The sequence below is a fragment of the Micromonospora sp. WMMD1120 genome, from assembly GCF_029626235.1.
In the GTDB taxonomy this organism is placed as follows: Bacteria; Actinomycetota; Actinomycetes; order Mycobacteriales; family Micromonosporaceae; genus Micromonospora.
The window spans coordinates 6,479,346-6,494,676 of sequence record NZ_JARUBO010000005.1; the positions used below are offsets into that span (position 1 = coordinate 6,479,346).

Here is a 15,331-nt window from a genome sequence, read left to right on the forward strand (position 1 = left end):
ACGTGGCGCGTGGGCAGGATCGATCCCATGTTCCGGAGACAACTGACAGCGGCGCTGGTGGCGTTCCTCCTCGCCGGGGTCGCCATGGTGCTGCTCCCCCGGTACGGCGACACCGCCGGCTGGCGGGACACGTTCAGCCCTGCCCTCCCGCCACCCACCGGACCGCACGACGTGGGCGTACGGCGGATGCGACTGGTGGACCCCGACCGCCGCGACCCGTGGCGGACGGACAGCGACCGGACCCTGATGCTCGACGTGCGCTACCCGGCCGACGCCGGACCCCGGCCGTTGGCGCACTACGCGGTGTCCGCCGCCATGACCGAGTTCGGCTGCCTCGCCTGGGCGCCCGGCGCCCAGCGGCGCCTCGGACTGCTGCCGGACGAGGTCAACTGGATGTTCCGGACCCACTCGCACGAGTGGGCGCCGCCGGCGCGGGGTCCGTTCCCGGTCCTGGTCGGCTCGCCTCCGCCGGGGGTGCTGCGCACGGCGTACACCGGCGTCGCGGAGGAGTTGGCGAGCCGCGGGTACGTGGTCGTCACCGTCGACCACCCCTTCGACGCCCCGGTGGTCGACCTCTACCCCACCCGCCGGGTGATCGAGCCGAGCGACGCCGTCGCCACCGTCGCGCGGGTGGACGCCGACCTGACCCGGATCGCCGACATCGCGTACGTCACGCGCACGCTCACCGGCCTGGACCCGGCGCTGAGCGGTGCGCTGGACGCGCGCCGGGTCGGTCTGTTCGGCTGGACCGGCGCGGACACGGCCCAGCGGACGCGCCTCGCCGGCCTGCCCGGGATCGCCGGCATCGCGGACATCACCGGCGTCCCGGGGATCACCGGCGCGGACACGGTGCCACTGCTGGTCGTCGGCGGCACGCCCGGCGCCGTCCAGGATGGCGCCGGGCGGCGCGCCCGGCGGACGACGGTGACCATCCCCGGCGCGTCGGCACCGTCGCTCACCGACGACGGGGTGGTCCTCGCCCAGATCGCGCGTCGTTATCCGCGCACCGATCCGGTCGTGCGACGGGAGATCGGCGACGCGCAGCCGTTGGCCTACCGCACCGTGCGCCGCGCGCTGGCCGGCTTCTTCGACCAGCAGCTCGGCGGCGCGCCGGTCGGCACCCTGGTCGTCGAGGCGGGCGTGACAGTCGACCTGGTCGGACGGTGAGATGCTGACCCGCGTGAGACGGCTGGCCTGGGTGGGCGTCGGAGTCGTCACCGTTCTGGCGCCCTGGTACGGCCAGCCGGCCGCGCTGCGGGCGACCGCCTGGATCGTGGTCCTCGCCGCGACACTGGCGATCTCGTCGCCCCGGCTGCCCCGCGTGCCGCTCGCCGCCGCGGCGGCCGTCGTCTCGCTCGGCGGAAGCCTCTGGGCCTGGCGGTTCCTCGGCTACGGGTTCGTCGACCCCGGCAACGACTCCAGCAGGGTGCTGCTGTGGACCACTGTCGAGGTCGGCGCGTTGGCCGCCCTCGCCGTCGTGGTGGCCCGCACCGCGGGTCGGCTGGCCGGCGTGCTCCTGCTGCCCGGCGTCGCGATCGGCTTTCGGCTGCTGCCCGACGCGGCCCTCGGAGTCCAGCTCTTCCTGGGCGCCCTGGGTGCGGTGGCGGTGCTGGCGGGGGCGCTGCTCGGCCACTACCTACGCGGGCTCGACGAGCTGCGGGTGGCAGCCGTGCGGCAGGCCCGGTCCGCGCAGCGGCGCACGGTGGCCGCCGACCTGCACGACTACGTCGCGCACGACATCGCCGGCATCGCGGTGCTGGCGCAGTCCGCGCGACTGGTGGCGGAGAGCGACCCCGGTGCGACGCTGGAACAGGTCGAGCAGGCCGCGACCCGGGCCCTGCGGCGGCTCGACCACAGCATCCGGTTGCTGCGGGACGACGAGGAGCGCGCGGCGCGCCAGTACGGCCTCGCCGAGGTGGTCGACCTGGTCGACGTCCACCCGCTGCCGGTGGAGCTGACGGTGGCTCTCACGGGACGCGACGACGTCCCCGCCGCGATCCAGGCCACCGCGTACCGGGTGGTGTCCGAGGCGCTCACCAACGTGGCCCGGCACGCACGCCCCGACGCCCCGGTGCGGGTGGCGGTGACCCGACGGGACCGGCAGCTCGACATCGTCGTCGCCAACGACCTGCCACCCCACGCGACGCCGCCGCCCGCCAGCGGCTCCGGGGGCGGCCTGGCCTCGTTGCGCGCCCGGGTGGAGGCGCTCGACGGCGCCATGCGCGCGGGTGTCCAGAACGGATCGTGGCAGGTGCGCGTCACGCTGCCGATAGGCTGAGCCGATGCCGACACGCAGGCGGCAACGACGGGTTGCGGCCCGATGACGACGGTCGTGATCGCCGACGACCACGACATGGTCCGGCACGGTTTCCGGATGGTGTTGTCGGCGCAGCCCGACCTCACCGTCGTGGGCGAGGCCGGCAACGGCACCGCCGCCTGGGACCTGGTCCGCCGGCTGCGCCCCGGGGTGCTGCTGGCCGACGTCCGGATGCCCGGCGTCGACGGCCTCGAACTCGTCCGCCGCGTCGGCGCGACGCCCGAGCTGGCCACCAGGGTGATCGTGGTGACCACCTTCAACGACGACGAGTACGTCACCCGGGCGTTGCGGGACGGGGCGAGCGGCTTCCTGCTGAAGGCCTCCGCACCCGGGCTGCTCGTCGCGGCCGTCCGGGCGGCGCTGGCCGGCGACGCCCTGATCAGCCCCGAGGTCACCGTCCGCCTGCTGGAGCGGCTCGGCCCCCGCGACGAGCCGGTCCGGGCGGACCCGCCGTTGACGCCCCGCGAGCGGGAGGTCGCCGCGCTCGTGGCGCGCGGCCTGAGCAACGAGGAGATCTCAGCGACGCTGCACGTGTCGCCGGGCACCGTCAAGACCCACGTCGCGCACATCTCGCTGAAGCTCGGCAGCGTCACCCGGGTCCGCATCGCGGCCTGGGCCTGGGAATCCGGCCTGGTGTCCCGCCTCTGAGCAACCCGGCGGCCAACCGGTCACTCCTCCTCGGCGAACACCACCTCGCGACGCCGCTTGATGGCCGGGAGGACGGCGACGACGAGCGCGGCCACCGCCAGGGCGAGGAACACCGCGGAGATGGGACGGGTCAGGAAGACCGACGTGTCTCCCCGGGAGATGATGAGCGCCCGCCGCAGGTGCTCCTCCAGCAGCGGGCCGAGGACGAAGCCGAGCAGCAGCGGCGCCGGCTCGCAGCCACACTTGATCAGGACGTAGCCCAGGATGCCGAAGAACGCGATCGCGTAGACGTCGTACGCGTTGAGGCTCAGCGAGTAGGTGCCGATCGCCGCGAACAGGATGATCATCGGGAACAGCACCTGGTACGGAATCCGCAGCATGCGCACCCACATGCCGATCAGCGGCAGATTCAGCAGCAGGAGCAGCACGTTGCCGATCCACATCGACGCGATGAGACCCCAGAACAGCGCCGGCTCGTCGGTGATCACGTTCGGGCCGGGCGTGATGCCCTGCACGATGAACGCGCCGACCATCAGCGCCATCACCGGGTGCGCGGGCAGACCCAACGTGAGCAGCGGGATGAACGACGTCTGCGCGGCGGCGTTGTTCGCCGACTCGGGGCCCGCGACGCCCTCGATCGCTCCGTGCCCGAACTCCTGCGGCCGCTTGGAGACCCGCTTCTCCACCGCGTACGAGGTGAACGACGCCAGCACGTGACCACCGCCGGGCAGGACGCCGAGCGCCGAGCCGATGCCGGTTCCCCGCAGGATCGGAGCGACGGACCGACGCCGTTCCTCGCGGGTCGGCCAGAGGTTCGTCACCTTGCTGACGATCGCCGAACGGGTGTGCTCGTTCTCCAGGTTCCGCAGGATCTCGGCCACCCCGAACATGCCGACGGCCACCGACACGAAGTCGATCCCGCCGTACAGCTCGCGCTGGTCGAACACGAAGCGGGGCGTGCCGGTGTAGATGTCCTGGCCGACGGTGCCGAGCAGGACGCCGAGCGCGATCATCGCCAGGGCCTTGAGCGCCGACCCCCGGGCCAACGCGATCGAGACCACCAGGCCGAACAGCACGAGCGAGAAATAGTCGGCCGGGCCGAACCTCAACGCGACGTCGGCCAGCGGTGGGGCCGCGACGGCCAGCACGACGGTCGCCACGGTGCCCGCGATGAAGGACCCGATCGCGGCGACGGCCAGCGCCGCGCCCGCCCGGCCCTTGCGGGCCATCTCGTGGCCGTCCAGCGCGGTGACCGCCGCCGAGGACTCACCGGGCAGGTTGATCAGGATGGCGGTCGTCGACCCGCCGTACTGCGCGCCGTAGTAGATGCCGGCCAGCATGATCAGCGCCGTCACCGGCTCGAAGCTGAACGTGATCGGCAACAGCATCGCCACCGTCGCCGTCGGCCCGATGCCGGGCAGCACGCCGACCGCCGTCCCGAGCAGCACACCCACGAAGCAGTAGAGGACGTTCTGGACCAGGAACGCGGTCGAGAAGCCGAGCGCGAGATTGTCGAGGAGTTCCATGTCTCAATCCGGCCGCGTCAGAGCCCGAGCCAGGGGCCCCAGAGCGGGATCCGCAGCTGAAGTCCGACGATGAAGATGAGCGTGCTGGCCACCGTCAGCCCGGCGGCCACGGCCAGTGCGGTGCGCAGCCGTACGCGCGCGCTGGCCAGGGTGGTGAGCAGGGCGGTCACCGCCGCCGTCGGCACGAAGCCGAGACCCTCGACGGTGAGCCCGAAGAACAGCAGCGCGAGCGTGATGACGGCGACCGCCCGCCACGGGATCGGCCCGAAGGTGATGACCTCACCGGCGACGAGCCCCTTGCCGATGATCGCCAGGCCCAGCGCGGCCACCGCCGCGCCGACCAGCAGCGGGAAGGCGCCGGGGCCCATCCGCAGTGGGGTGCCCAGCTCGTAACTGAGCGCCCCCACCACGAACGCGCCACCGATGAGAACGAAGACTCCCCCGGCCAGGACGTCCGGGAAGGACCGGCGGCGCTCCACCTCAGGAGGCCTTGACTCCGGCGTCGGCGATGACCTTCGCCCAGGTGCCGAGCTGCTCTTCGAGCTTGGCGCGGTGCGCCTGCGGGGTGGCGGCGTCGGCGGCGACCGGCGCGGTGCCGAGCTTGGCCATCTGTTCGATGACCCGGGGCTCGGCCAGGGCCACCTTCAGCGCCTCGGAGAGCTTCCGGACGACCTCCGGCGGCGTACCGGCCGGGACGTAGAGGCCGTGCCACACGCTGACCTGGAGCTGGGGCAGGCCGGCCTCGGTCGTGGTGGGCAGGTCGGGCAGGTTCTTCACCCGCTGCGGCGTGGTGACCGCGTACGCCTTGACCTTGCCCGCGGCGATCTGGCCGCTGGTGTTCGTGGTCTGGTCGCACATGAAGTCGACCTGGCCGCCGACGAGGTCGGTCAGCGCGGGTCCGGTGCCCTGGTACGGGACCTCCTGGAGCTTGACGCCCGTGGCGGTCTGGAACAGCAGGCCGCACAGGTGCGACGCGGCGCCGATGCCGGCGTTGGCCAACGTGACCTTGCCCGCGTTGGACTTCACGTAGGCCACCAGGTCGGTGAGCGTCGCCGGCGCGAAGTCCTTGCGGCCGACGATCGTCATCGGCACCTCGGTGACGAGCCCGACCGTCTCGAAGTCCTTCAGCGGCTCGTAGCCGAGCTTCTCGTACAGGGCGGGCGCCGTCGACATGCCGATGTGGTGCATGAGCACGGTGAGGCCGTCCGCTTTGGCCTGCGCGACCTCGCCCGCGCCGACGGTGCCGCCCGCGCCCTCGACGTTGCGTACGACGATCTTGCCGCCGAGCTGCGCGGCCATCGGATCGGCGATCATGCGGGTGACCGTGTCCGTCGGACCGCCCGCGCTGAACGGCACGATGAATGTGATGTTCCGGCCCGGGTAGCCGTCGCTCCCGCCGCCGGTGGCGCCGCCGTTGCCCGAACAGGCGGCGACGAGCGCGACGAGGCCGATGGCCGCCGTCAACCGCGTCGCGCGCCGGTATCTGCTGGTCGTTCCCACGTCGAGGCCTCCTCGTCGACAGATGCGCATTCACCGGCGAGTGCGCCGCCCCAGTTTCGGTCGGCGCGGGCCTGAGTGGTGTCAGGAAAATCGCAAGATCTAGAGGGATAGCAGCACGTCAATGCTGGGCGTACAATCCGCCGCTATGCGGATCACCGTCATCGAGGACGACGACCGGGTGGCGCGGGGCCTGATGACCGTCCTCACCCAAGCGGGTTTCGAGGTCCGCCGGATCGCCACCGCGGCGGAGGCGATGCGGGCGGTTCCGTCCGACGTGGTCCTCGTCGACCTGGGTCTGCCCGACGGGGACGGGCTCGACGTGGTCCGCAAGTTGCGGGACTGCCCGGAGACGGCGGTCATCGCCGTCACCGCCCGGTCGGAGGAGCACGAGCGCGTCCGTGGCCTGCGGGCCGGCGCGGACGACTACATCGTCAAACCGTTCGGCATACCGGAGCTGCTGGCCCGCATCGACGCCGTCCTGCGGCGGACCCGGGCGGCTCGTGCGCTGAGCCAGCCGGACGGGCCGCTGGTCCTGGGCCCGATGCGGATCGTCGTCGGCACCCGCGAGGTCACCATCGACGACACGCCCGTGACGCTGACCCGCAAGGAGTTCGAACTGCTCCTGCTGCTGGCCCGCCGGGCGCCGAACGTGGTGAGCCGCGACGCCATCCTGGACCAGATCTGGGGCGCGACCTGGGAGTCCGCGAGCCGCACCCTGGACACGCACATCTCCGCGCTGCGGCACAAGGTGGGGCCGGCCGTGCTCATCCGCACGATGCACGGGGTCGGCTACCGGCTGCTGACCGACGGCCCGGAGCCGATCGGCTGACGCGTCGTGAATCGTCGCCTGCTCGCCGTGCTCGTACCCCTCGCGGTGCTGCTCGTCACGGCGCTCGGGGTCCCGCTCAGCGTCACCGTGGCCGAGCGGGAGATGCAGGAGACCTACGTCGACCGGCTCGGTGACGTCGGCCGGTTCGCCTCGCTGGCCGACACCGCGCTGTCGACCGGGCGGACCGAGGCGCTGCACCAGGAACTGGCGCGCTACCACAAGCTGTACGACATCCCGGTCGTGGTCATCGACACGTCCGGCACCGTGCTGCTCGGGCCGGCGGAGGCCTACGAGGAGGCGGCTCGCGCCGAGCCGGCGTTGCCGCGGATCGTGACGGCGGCGCTGGCCGGGGCGCGGTCCGAGCCGTCCGGCGAGTGGGCGCCCTGGAACGACTCGGCCCTCGTCGTGGCCGAGCCGGTCGGCCGGGACAGCGAGGTCGTCGGCGCGGTCGTGACGATCTCCGACCTGTCGGACACCCGACACCACATCCTCGTCCGCTGGGCCCGCCTGGCCGGGCTCGGGCTACTGCCGTTGGTCGCGCTGGTGGCCGTCGCCTGGCCGGTCTCGGCTTGGGTGCTGCGACCGGTGCGGAAGCTGGACGCGGCGACCTCACGGATCTCCCAGGGTGACCTGACGATCCGCGTGGACGCCGAGGCCGGGCCGGCCGAGCTGCGGCGGCTGGCCGGGTCGTTCAACATGATGATGGACGCCGTCGAGAACGCCGTGCACCGGCAGCGGGCCTTCGTCTCCGACGCGTCGCACCAGTTGCGCAACCCGCTGACGAGCCTCCGGCTGGCGGTGGAGAGCCTCGACGCGCACCTGCGACCGGAGAGCGGCGGGCGGCAGGTGTACGACGTCGCCGTCGACGAGGTGAAGGCGATGCAGCGGATGCTGAACTCGCTTCAGGCCAGCGCGCGGTTGGAGAGCATGCGCACGGCCTCACCGGTGGATCTGGACGAGGTGCTGACGACGCGGGTGGACCGGTGGCGGGCGTTGACGGCTTCGGCGGGGCAGACGCTCACCGTCGACGTACCACCGGGGCTGCGGCTGCTGGAACCGCCGGGCGGGCTGGGCAGCATCATGGACGAGTTGATCAGCAACGCGCTGCGACTGTCGGACGCGCAGACCGTGGAGGTGCGCGCCCGGGTCGCGCCCGGTGGCGCGGAGGCTGGCGACGCCGGGGAGGGCGCCGCGACGGCCGGCACCGTCGTGCTCACGGTTCGCGACGACGGGCAGGGGGTCGACGCCGCGGAGCGGGCCCAGGCGCTCCAACGGTTCTGGCGCTCCCCCCGGCACCAGAACGTCTCCGGGACCGGCCTGGGGCTGGCGATCTGCGCCGACCTGGTGGCGCGGGCCGGGGGCCAGCTCCGGCTGGAGGAGGGGCTGCCCCGCCCGGACGGGTCCGGGCACGGGTTCGCCGCGGTGATCACGTTGCCGGTCGTCCCCGACGCGACGTCCCCACGTGGCGCCCCGGCGCGAGCGCCGGTCTGAGGGTCCGGCACGGCCACCACCGCCGGGTCAGCGTTTGCGGTCGCGGAACCAGGCGGCGGCACCCGGGTGCAGCGGGATCGTCGCCGTCGAGATCGCGGTGCGCACGTTGATCTGCCACGCCTCGGGGACGGCCTCCCCGTCCTCGCGGCTGCCCGAGGCGATCGTGCCGGTGTGCCGGAAGATGGTGTCGGTGATGGCGTAGACCAGATCGTCTCGCAGGTCGTTGCGGACCAGGAGCACGTTCGGCACCGCCACGGTGCGGGTGGCCGGCACGTTGGCGTAGGCGGTCGCCGGGATCGTGGCCGGCGCGTACGGGCCGGGATAGAAACGACCGAGCGCATCCGCCTGTTTCTCCAGCGGGATCATCCGCACCAGGTGCCGCAGCGCCAGCTCCGTGATGGCCGGCGTCGGGACGCCGGTCAGGGAGAACATCGCGTCGATGGCGCCGTCGCGCAGCGACGTCGCCGAGTCGGCCTGGCTGAGGAACCGACGGTCGGCCTTCATCCGGGCGAGCTGGAGGACCCGTGCCGACGTGAACTCGGTGCCCGAGTCGTGCGCCCCGAGAGACACGCGCCTGCCCGCCAGGTCCGCGAACTCGACGATCCCGCTGTCGGCCATGACCACGAGGTGCAGATGACTGTCGTAGAGCCGACAGATCGCCGACAACCCCTCGGGCGCGCTGCCGTCGGTCGTGATCAGGACGTCGAGGCTGGTCAGCCCGAGCTGCGCCTCACCGGCGCGCAGCATCCGGATGTTGTCGGTGGACGCCCGGCTCGGCACCGTGGTCACCGTGGCGCCCGGCACGTGCTCGGAGATGTGCTCGGCGATCGCCCCGCCGATGCGCCGGTACACCGCCCCCGCCGGGCCGGTGGCGAGTCGCAGGTGGACCTCGTCGACCTGGGGTTTCCGGGTGCAGCCGACGAGCAGCCCGCCGGCGGCGAGGAGCACCGCCCGCCGGCTGGCCCGTAACTGCGGGATCGGCGTCATCGGACGATGATACGGAGAGCGACCGCCAGCGCACGCTAACGGTCTCCCCGGTGTGCCCGGGTCCCCGGTCAGCGCTGCCCCTGCCGGGTCAGCAGACCCAGGCGGCCGGCGACGTGCGCCGCCACCTCCCCCGCCCGCTCGGCGAGATAGAAGTGCCCGCCGGAGAAGACGCGGATCGCGCAGGCGGCGGTGGTGTGCAGCGCCCAGGCCTTGGCATCCTCCACCGCGACGCGTGGGTCCACGTCCCCGATCAGCACCTCGATCGGCGCGCCGACAGCCGCGTTCGGGGGATCGCACCGGTACGTCTCGATCGCTGTGTAGTCGGCCCGCAACGCCGGCATGATCATGTCGAGCAGCTCGGGGTCGGCCAGCAGGCTCGCGTCGGTGCCGCCGAGCCGGCGCATCTCCGCGATCACCTCCGCGTCGCCGCGGCGGTGCACGTTCTCCTCCCGAACCACCGACGGCGCGCGCCGGCCGGACGCGAACAGCACCTCGGGGACCGGCGCGCCGCGTTCCTCCAACCTGCGGGTCACCTCGAAGGCGAGGATCGCCCCCATGCTGTGGCCGAAGAACGCGAACGGACCCTCGACAGCGCCGGCCAGCACGTCGGCCACCTTGTCGGCGAGGCTGCCGAGCTCGGTGATCCCGGGCTCGCGGTGGCGGTCGTGGCGGCCCGGGTACTGCACGGCGAGCACCTCGATCCGGTCGCCGAAGAGCCCGGCCAGCGGGAAGTAGTAGCTGGCGGAGCCACCCGCGTGCGGAAAGCACACCAACCGGACCGGGGCGTCCGGAAGCTGGCGCACGACCCTGATCCACGTCTGATCCATGAGCTCCAGCGTTCGCCAGGGCCGGGAAACCCGGCAACGTCAGTTCGAAGTCTCAAGTCTCCTACCGGGCGGCGCGAAACCGAACCGCGTGGGCGGAAAGCCGACCGTGCCGTCACCGAGGGATTGACCGTCGCCGACGTCCCCTGTTAACTGCACAGCAACGATCTGGATCGATGGTCGTCCGGCAGCCGCACACCGGTCCGGCGACGCCGTTTCCGGTCGTCTCGACATCGCTCTCGTCTTCGGCGGACGTGGGCAGACCGGGGCATCCCCACCCTCTGACTCGTCCCATCGAGCCCGGCGTCGGCGGCCCGGCTTCCACCACCCCTGGCGAACGCGCGCCCACCGGTACGCGTCCGCCCGACCGTCCCGCCCAGCCGACCCCGGGAGTACGCCATGCGCACACCACGACCGCGCCTCACCGCGGCCGTCGTCCTGGCCATCCTCGCCAGCCTCCTGCCGATCCTGGTGGGGGTGACCGCCGCGCCATCGCCGGCAGCGGCGGCGCCGCCCGCGACCAGCCAGTTCGAGAAGGTCAAGCTCGACGGCGGGCTCTCCATGGGAGAGCCGATCGAGTTGTCCGTCCTGCCCGACGGCAGGGTGCTCTACATCAACCGGGGCACCAGTTCCGGCGGCGGCCAGGTCCGCCTCTACAACCCGGCCACCCGCAGCACGACTGTCGCGCTGACGCTGCAACTGGACGCCCGTTTCGAGGACGGCCTGATCGGCATCACCGCCCACCCACGGTTCGCGACCAACCGCTGGGTGTACCTGTTCTACTCGCCGGCCGGCACGCCACTGGTCAACCGCATCTCCCGCTTCACGTTCGATCCGAGCACCCTGGCGCTCGACCCTGCCAGCGAGACCCGGCTCATCGAGTGGCCCACCGAACGCCGGCTCTGCTGCCACTCGGCCGGCTCGATGACCTGGGACAGCGACGAGAACCTCTACTTCGCCGTCGGTGACAACACCAACTCCGGCGGCGACTCGGCCGGCATGGCGCCGATCGACGAGCGGACGAGCCGCGACGCGCAGTACGACGCGCAGCGGACCTCGGGCAACACCAACGACCTGCGCGGGAAGATCAACCGCGTCCACCCGGAGGACAACGGCACGTACACCATCCCGGCCGGCAACCTCTTCGCGCCGGGCACCAGCGGCACCCGGCCGGAGGTCTACGTGATGGGGGTGCGCAACCCGTACCGGATCTGGGTGGACCGCAAGAGCAGCAACACCCTCTACTGGGGCGAGGTCGGACCGGACGCGGGCGCGACGATCGCCAACCGGGGGCCGGCGGCGTACGACGAGTGGAACCGGGCCACCACACCGGGCAACCACGGCTGGCCGTACTGCGGTGGCCCCAACGTCGCCTACAACGACTGGGACTTCGCCACCAACTCGCCACGCGGCTGGTTTCCGTGCGGCGGCAGCACCGGCCCGGTGAACAACTCGCCCCGCAACACCGGACTCCAGCAACTGCCGCCGACCCGCGGCGCGCTGGTGTGGGAGCAGCACGGCGGCAGCCGGGAGTGGCCCGCCCTGGACAGCCCGGGCGGCTGCGGCTCGCCCAACCACGCCGAGGTCTACCACTACGACCCCAACCTGGTCTCGGAGGTGAAGTGGCCGTCGTACTACAACAACAAGCTGCTCATCACCGAGTACTGCCGTAACTGGATCAAGGAGGTCCAGTTCGACAACGGCAACCCGCGCACCGGAAACCCGAGCCCCATCGAACCGGTGCTCGCCGGCATGTCGTTCGTCCACCCGATCGACATGGAGTTCGGCCCGGACGGCTCGCTCTACCTGCTGGAGTACGGCAACGGATACTTCTCCGGCGACTCCGCCGCCGGGCTCTACAAAATCAACTACGTGGCGGGTGGCCGGTCCCCGACCGCCGTCGCGTCGGCCACCCCCGACAACGGCCTGAGCCCGCTGACCGTCAGCTTCTCCAGCGCCGGCAGCGCCGACCCGGACGGCGACCCGCTGTCGTACGCGTGGGACTTCGACAGCAACGGCACCGCCGACTCCACCGCCGCGAACCCCACCCACACGTATTCCAGCAACGGCGACAAGCGCGCCCGACTCACGGTGTCCGACGGAACGGGCCGGTCCGGCACGACGCAGATCGCCGTCGTGGTGGGCAACAACCGGCCCACCGTCTCGCTCAACGGCATCCCCAACGGTGGCCTGTTCTCCTGGGACGAGAACCTGACGGCCACCGCGACCGCGACCGACGCCCAGGACGGCGCCATCCCCTGCGCGAACGTGACGATCCGGGCAGCCCTCGGCCACCAGGAGCACGCGCACGAGGAGGGCCAGGGCACCGGCTGCGGCTTCACCGTCAACACCGGACCGGTGCACGCGGGACCGGACTCGGTGCTCTTCTTCCTGCTCCGCGCCGGCTACACCGACCGGGGCGCCAGCGGCAGCGTGCCGCTCACCGCCGAGAAGGACGTCACCCTCTGGCCCAAGCAGTGGCAGGCCGAACACTACGTCTCGCTGCACGGCCCCCAGGTCATCAACGCCGGCGGCGCCGAGGGCGGCCGGCGGCTCGGCGACATCCAGAACGGGGAGTACGTCCGGCACCATGCGGTGAGCCTGAAGGGCATCACCGGAGTCCGCGCCCGGGTCTCCTCGGACAAGGCCGGCAACGTCGCCTCCTTCCGGTACGACTCCCCCACCGGTCCGGAGATCGCCCGGGTCACCGTGCCCAACACCGGCGGCTGGGACAACTACACCGAGATCAGCGCATCGGTCACCAGGCCCGACGACAACACCCACGACCTCTACGTCGTCTTCACCGGCGGCACCGGAGGCGCGCTGCTCGACCTGGACAGCTACACGTTCACCGGCGCGGGGGTGAGCACCCCGACGGGCGGCGTCCGCACCGGTCCGATCCGGGGCATGAACAAGTGCGTCGACGTCAACGGCGGCGGGACCGCCGACGGCACGAGCGTTCAGATGTGGGACTGCATCACCGGCGCGACGAACCAACAGTGGACGCTGCCCGGCGACGGCACCGTCCGCAGCCTCGGCAGGTGCCTGGACGTGAAGTCGAGCGGCACCACCAACGGCACGCCGATCCACCTCTGGACCTGCAACGGCACCGGGGCACAGCAGTGGGTGTCCGGGGCCAACGGCAGCCTGCGCAACCCGCAGGCCAACAGGTGCCTGGACATTCCCTCGTCGACGCCGACGAACGGACGGCAGTTGCAGATCTACGACTGCAACGGCACCGGCGCGCAGAACTGGACGCTGCCGTGACGGCCAGGTGTTGCCCGCGCAGACCAGCGCCCCGTCCGCGCTGGTTGAGGCACGGACGGGGCGATCGCGAACGGGAGGACGCCGGCGCCTGCTACTGCCGCCAGTCCTCCGCCGGGGTGAGCGGAACGGGCGGGGGGCGCTCCGCCGTCGTCGTCACCTCGATCCGTCGACCCTCCCCGGCCGAGCGGAGCAGCGTGCTCATCACGTCGAGCACGTGCAGCGCGACGTCACCGCCGGCCCGCGGCGGACGACCGTCGGCGCGGACGGCGTCGATCAGGCCGATGCCCCGGGACGCCCCGGCGTAACCCGCCAGCGGGTCGAGGACCTGCCAGTCCCCGCCACCGAGTGGAAACAGGCGGACCGCGCCGTCGAAGTAGTTCGGGTCGGGTACGGCGAGGGTGCCGGCCTCCCCGTGGACCTCGATCGGCGCGGCCGTCGTCGCGACACCGTCGAAGCTGGTCGTGAGGGTGGAGAGCGCGCCGTCGGCGTGCTCCAGCACACCTGTCACGTGGGTGTCGACCCGCACCGCGACAGGCTCGCCGGTGCGCGGACCCGAGCCGATGACGCGTTCGGCGCGCAGGCGACTGGCGGCCCCGTGCACCGCGCGGACGGGCCCCAGCAGGTGGATGAGCGCGGAGATGTAGTACGGCCCCATGTCCAGCAGCGGACCGCCGCCGGGGGCGTAGTAGAAGTCGGGGTCCGGGTGCCAGCGCTCGTGCCCGGGGGTGACCATCACGGCCGACGCGGACAGCGGACGCCCGATCAGCCCCCTGTCGACCGCCGCACGGGCGGTCTGCGTACCCGTGCCCAGCACGGTGTCCGGCGCGCACCCGACGCGGACGCCCGCCGACGCGGCCCGGTCCACCATGGATCTACCGTCGGCGAACGTGGCGGCGAGCGGCTTCTCGACGTACACGTTCTTGCCGGCGTCGATCGCGGCCAGCGAGACCTCGGCGTGCGCCGCGGGAATCGTGAGGTTGAGGACCGTGTCGACGTCCGGCCGGTCGAGCAGGCCCTCGACGCTCACCGCCGCGACGCCGGGTGTCGTGTCGGCGACGGCGGCCGACCGGGCGGGATCGAGGTCGGCCACCGCGACGATGCGCACCGCCGGATGGTCGGTGAGCGTGTCCAGGTACGCGCGGGAGATGACCCCGAGACCTACGATGCCGACGCCGTGCGGGTCGCCCACACCATGCCCCTCTCGATGACGGTACGGATGCCCGGGTGCTCCAGCACGTCGAGGCTGTGGCCCGGGGTCGTGACGACGACGCGCCCGGCGCCCCACAGCCGGGTCCAGATCGCCGGCGAGGTGATGGGCCGGTGCCACGGATGCCACGCCTGGGTGGGGTGGGTGGTGACGGCCAGCACGTCGATCAGGTCGTCGTGCAGCACCCAGTACTGCTCGGTCACCAGGTCGATGTCCTCGATGCCCGCGGTGATCGGGTGCTCCCGGCCGAGGTCGGTGAAGCGCACCCGGTGCGGCAGGAAATTGTCCTCCTCGCCACCGCTGCGCTCGCACGGCTCGCGGCCCGGGTGCGTGGCGAACTGTCCGCCCACCAGTTGCAGGTAGTCCGAGGACGCGCGGAACGCGTCGACGATGCCGCCGTGCCAGCCGGTGAAGCCCGTTCCCGCGACGACCGCCGCCCGAAGACCCGCCACCTGCTCCGCGGTGATCTGCGCCATCGTCATGCACTGCACCACGAGATCGGTGCGGGCCATCTCGGCGGCGTCGGCGTAGATTTCCGTCGACTCCTCCACCCGGACCGTGTAGTCGTTGCGCTCGAGGAAGGGGATGAACAGCTCCGTCGCCTTGACCGGCTGGTGCCCCTCCCATCCGCCCCGGACCACAAGTGCTCTGCGCTGCGTCACGCCCGCTCCCCTCCCCGGTGCGTCGCCACCGGGCTGGCCGTCCTCAGTTGCCGCACGCGCTTGCGCGCACCGA

13 protein-coding genes are annotated in these 15,331 nt (G+C 72.3%); 6 read left to right on the top strand and 7 right to left on the bottom strand.

Annotated elements, in window-relative coordinates:
* The first annotated feature begins 27 nt into the window (after nt 1-27).
* Genes O7634_RS29185 through O7634_RS29195 form a run of 3 tightly spaced genes read left to right on the top strand, consistent with a single transcriptional unit; the run spans nt 28 to nt 2,965 of the window.
* Nucleotides 28-1,167 (top strand): hypothetical protein, encoded by a 1,140-nt coding sequence (locus O7634_RS29185; RefSeq protein WP_278153343.1) that lies wholly within the window; start codon nt 28-30, stop codon nt 1,165-1,167.
* Between the two features lie 13 nt (nt 1,168-1,180).
* Nucleotides 1,181-2,278, top strand: a complete 1,098-nt coding sequence (locus O7634_RS29190) for a histidine kinase (RefSeq protein ID WP_278153344.1) — start codon at nt 1,181-1,183, stop codon at nt 2,276-2,278.
* Between the two features lie 42 nt (nt 2,279-2,320).
* Nucleotides 2,321-2,965: a response regulator transcription factor gene (locus O7634_RS29195; protein WP_278153345.1), complete on the top strand. Its 645-nt coding sequence runs from the start codon at nt 2,321-2,323 to the stop codon at nt 2,963-2,965.
* A gap of 20 nt (nt 2,966-2,985) precedes the next feature.
* On the opposite strand, the gene O7634_RS29200 is transcribed toward O7634_RS29195, so the two are convergent.
* Genes O7634_RS29200 through O7634_RS29210 form a run of 3 tightly spaced genes read right to left on the bottom strand, consistent with a single transcriptional unit; the run spans nt 2,986 to nt 5,991 of the window.
* Nucleotides 2,986-4,491, bottom strand: a complete 1,506-nt coding sequence (locus O7634_RS29200) for a tripartite tricarboxylate transporter permease (RefSeq protein WP_278153346.1) — start codon at nt 4,489-4,491, stop codon at nt 2,986-2,988.
* A gap of 17 nt (nt 4,492-4,508) precedes the next feature.
* Nucleotides 4,509-4,970, bottom strand: a complete 462-nt coding sequence (locus O7634_RS29205; RefSeq protein ID WP_278153347.1) for a tripartite tricarboxylate transporter TctB family protein — start codon at nt 4,968-4,970, stop codon at nt 4,509-4,511.
* A gap of 1 nt (nt 4,971) precedes the next feature.
* Entirely contained in the window at nt 4,972-5,991 is a 1,020-nt protein-coding gene (locus O7634_RS29210; RefSeq protein WP_278153348.1) for a tripartite tricarboxylate transporter substrate-binding protein, read from the bottom strand.
* 145 nt (nt 5,992-6,136) lie between these two features.
* Here O7634_RS29210 and O7634_RS29215 point away from each other — a divergent pair, with 145 nt between their 5' ends.
* Both O7634_RS29215 and O7634_RS29220 read left to right on the top strand, forming a co-directional pair.
* Complete coding sequence (locus O7634_RS29215; RefSeq protein ID WP_278153349.1) at nt 6,137-6,820, top strand: response regulator transcription factor; 684 nt, start codon at nt 6,137-6,139, stop codon at nt 6,818-6,820.
* Nucleotides 6,821-6,826: 6 nt separating this feature from the next.
* Nucleotides 6,827-8,311, top strand: coding sequence for a HAMP domain-containing sensor histidine kinase (locus tag O7634_RS29220; protein WP_278153350.1), 1,485 nt, complete (start codon nt 6,827-6,829; stop codon nt 8,309-8,311).
* Between the two features lie 27 nt (nt 8,312-8,338).
* Here O7634_RS29220 and O7634_RS29225 read toward each other — a convergent pair whose 3' ends face one another.
* Together O7634_RS29225 and O7634_RS29230 are read right to left on the bottom strand one after the other, a co-directional pair.
* The gene (locus O7634_RS29225; protein ID WP_278153351.1) at nt 8,339-9,298 is read right to left on the bottom strand and encodes a TAXI family TRAP transporter solute-binding subunit; all 960 of its coding nucleotides are present in this window, start codon (nt 9,296-9,298) and stop codon (nt 8,339-8,341) included.
* Nucleotides 9,299-9,366: 68 nt separating this feature from the next.
* Nucleotides 9,367-10,125, bottom strand: coding sequence for an alpha/beta fold hydrolase (locus O7634_RS29230; protein ID WP_278153352.1), 759 nt, complete (start codon nt 10,123-10,125; stop codon nt 9,367-9,369).
* Between the two features lie 396 nt (nt 10,126-10,521).
* Here O7634_RS29230 and O7634_RS29235 point away from each other — a divergent pair, with 396 nt between their 5' ends.
* On the top strand, nt 10,522-13,389 hold the full coding sequence (locus tag O7634_RS29235) for a ricin-type beta-trefoil lectin domain protein (RefSeq protein ID WP_278153353.1): 2,868 nt from the start codon (nt 10,522-10,524) through the stop codon (nt 13,387-13,389).
* A gap of 91 nt (nt 13,390-13,480) precedes the next feature.
* Here O7634_RS29235 and O7634_RS29240 read toward each other — a convergent pair whose 3' ends face one another.
* Together O7634_RS29240 and O7634_RS29245 are read right to left on the bottom strand one after the other, a co-directional pair.
* Nucleotides 13,481-14,578 carry a Gfo/Idh/MocA family oxidoreductase gene (locus O7634_RS29240; RefSeq protein ID WP_278153354.1) on the bottom strand — a complete coding sequence of 366 codons (1,098 nt, stop codon included), beginning with the start codon at nt 14,576-14,578 and terminating at the stop codon, nt 13,481-13,483.
* The gene (locus tag O7634_RS29245; RefSeq protein WP_278153355.1) at nt 14,548-15,258 is read right to left on the bottom strand and encodes a ThuA domain-containing protein; all 711 of its coding nucleotides are present in this window, start codon (nt 15,256-15,258) and stop codon (nt 14,548-14,550) included. Before O7634_RS29245 ends, O7634_RS29240 begins: the two co-directional genes overlap by 31 nt.
* Nucleotides 15,259-15,331 lie beyond the last annotated feature (73 nt).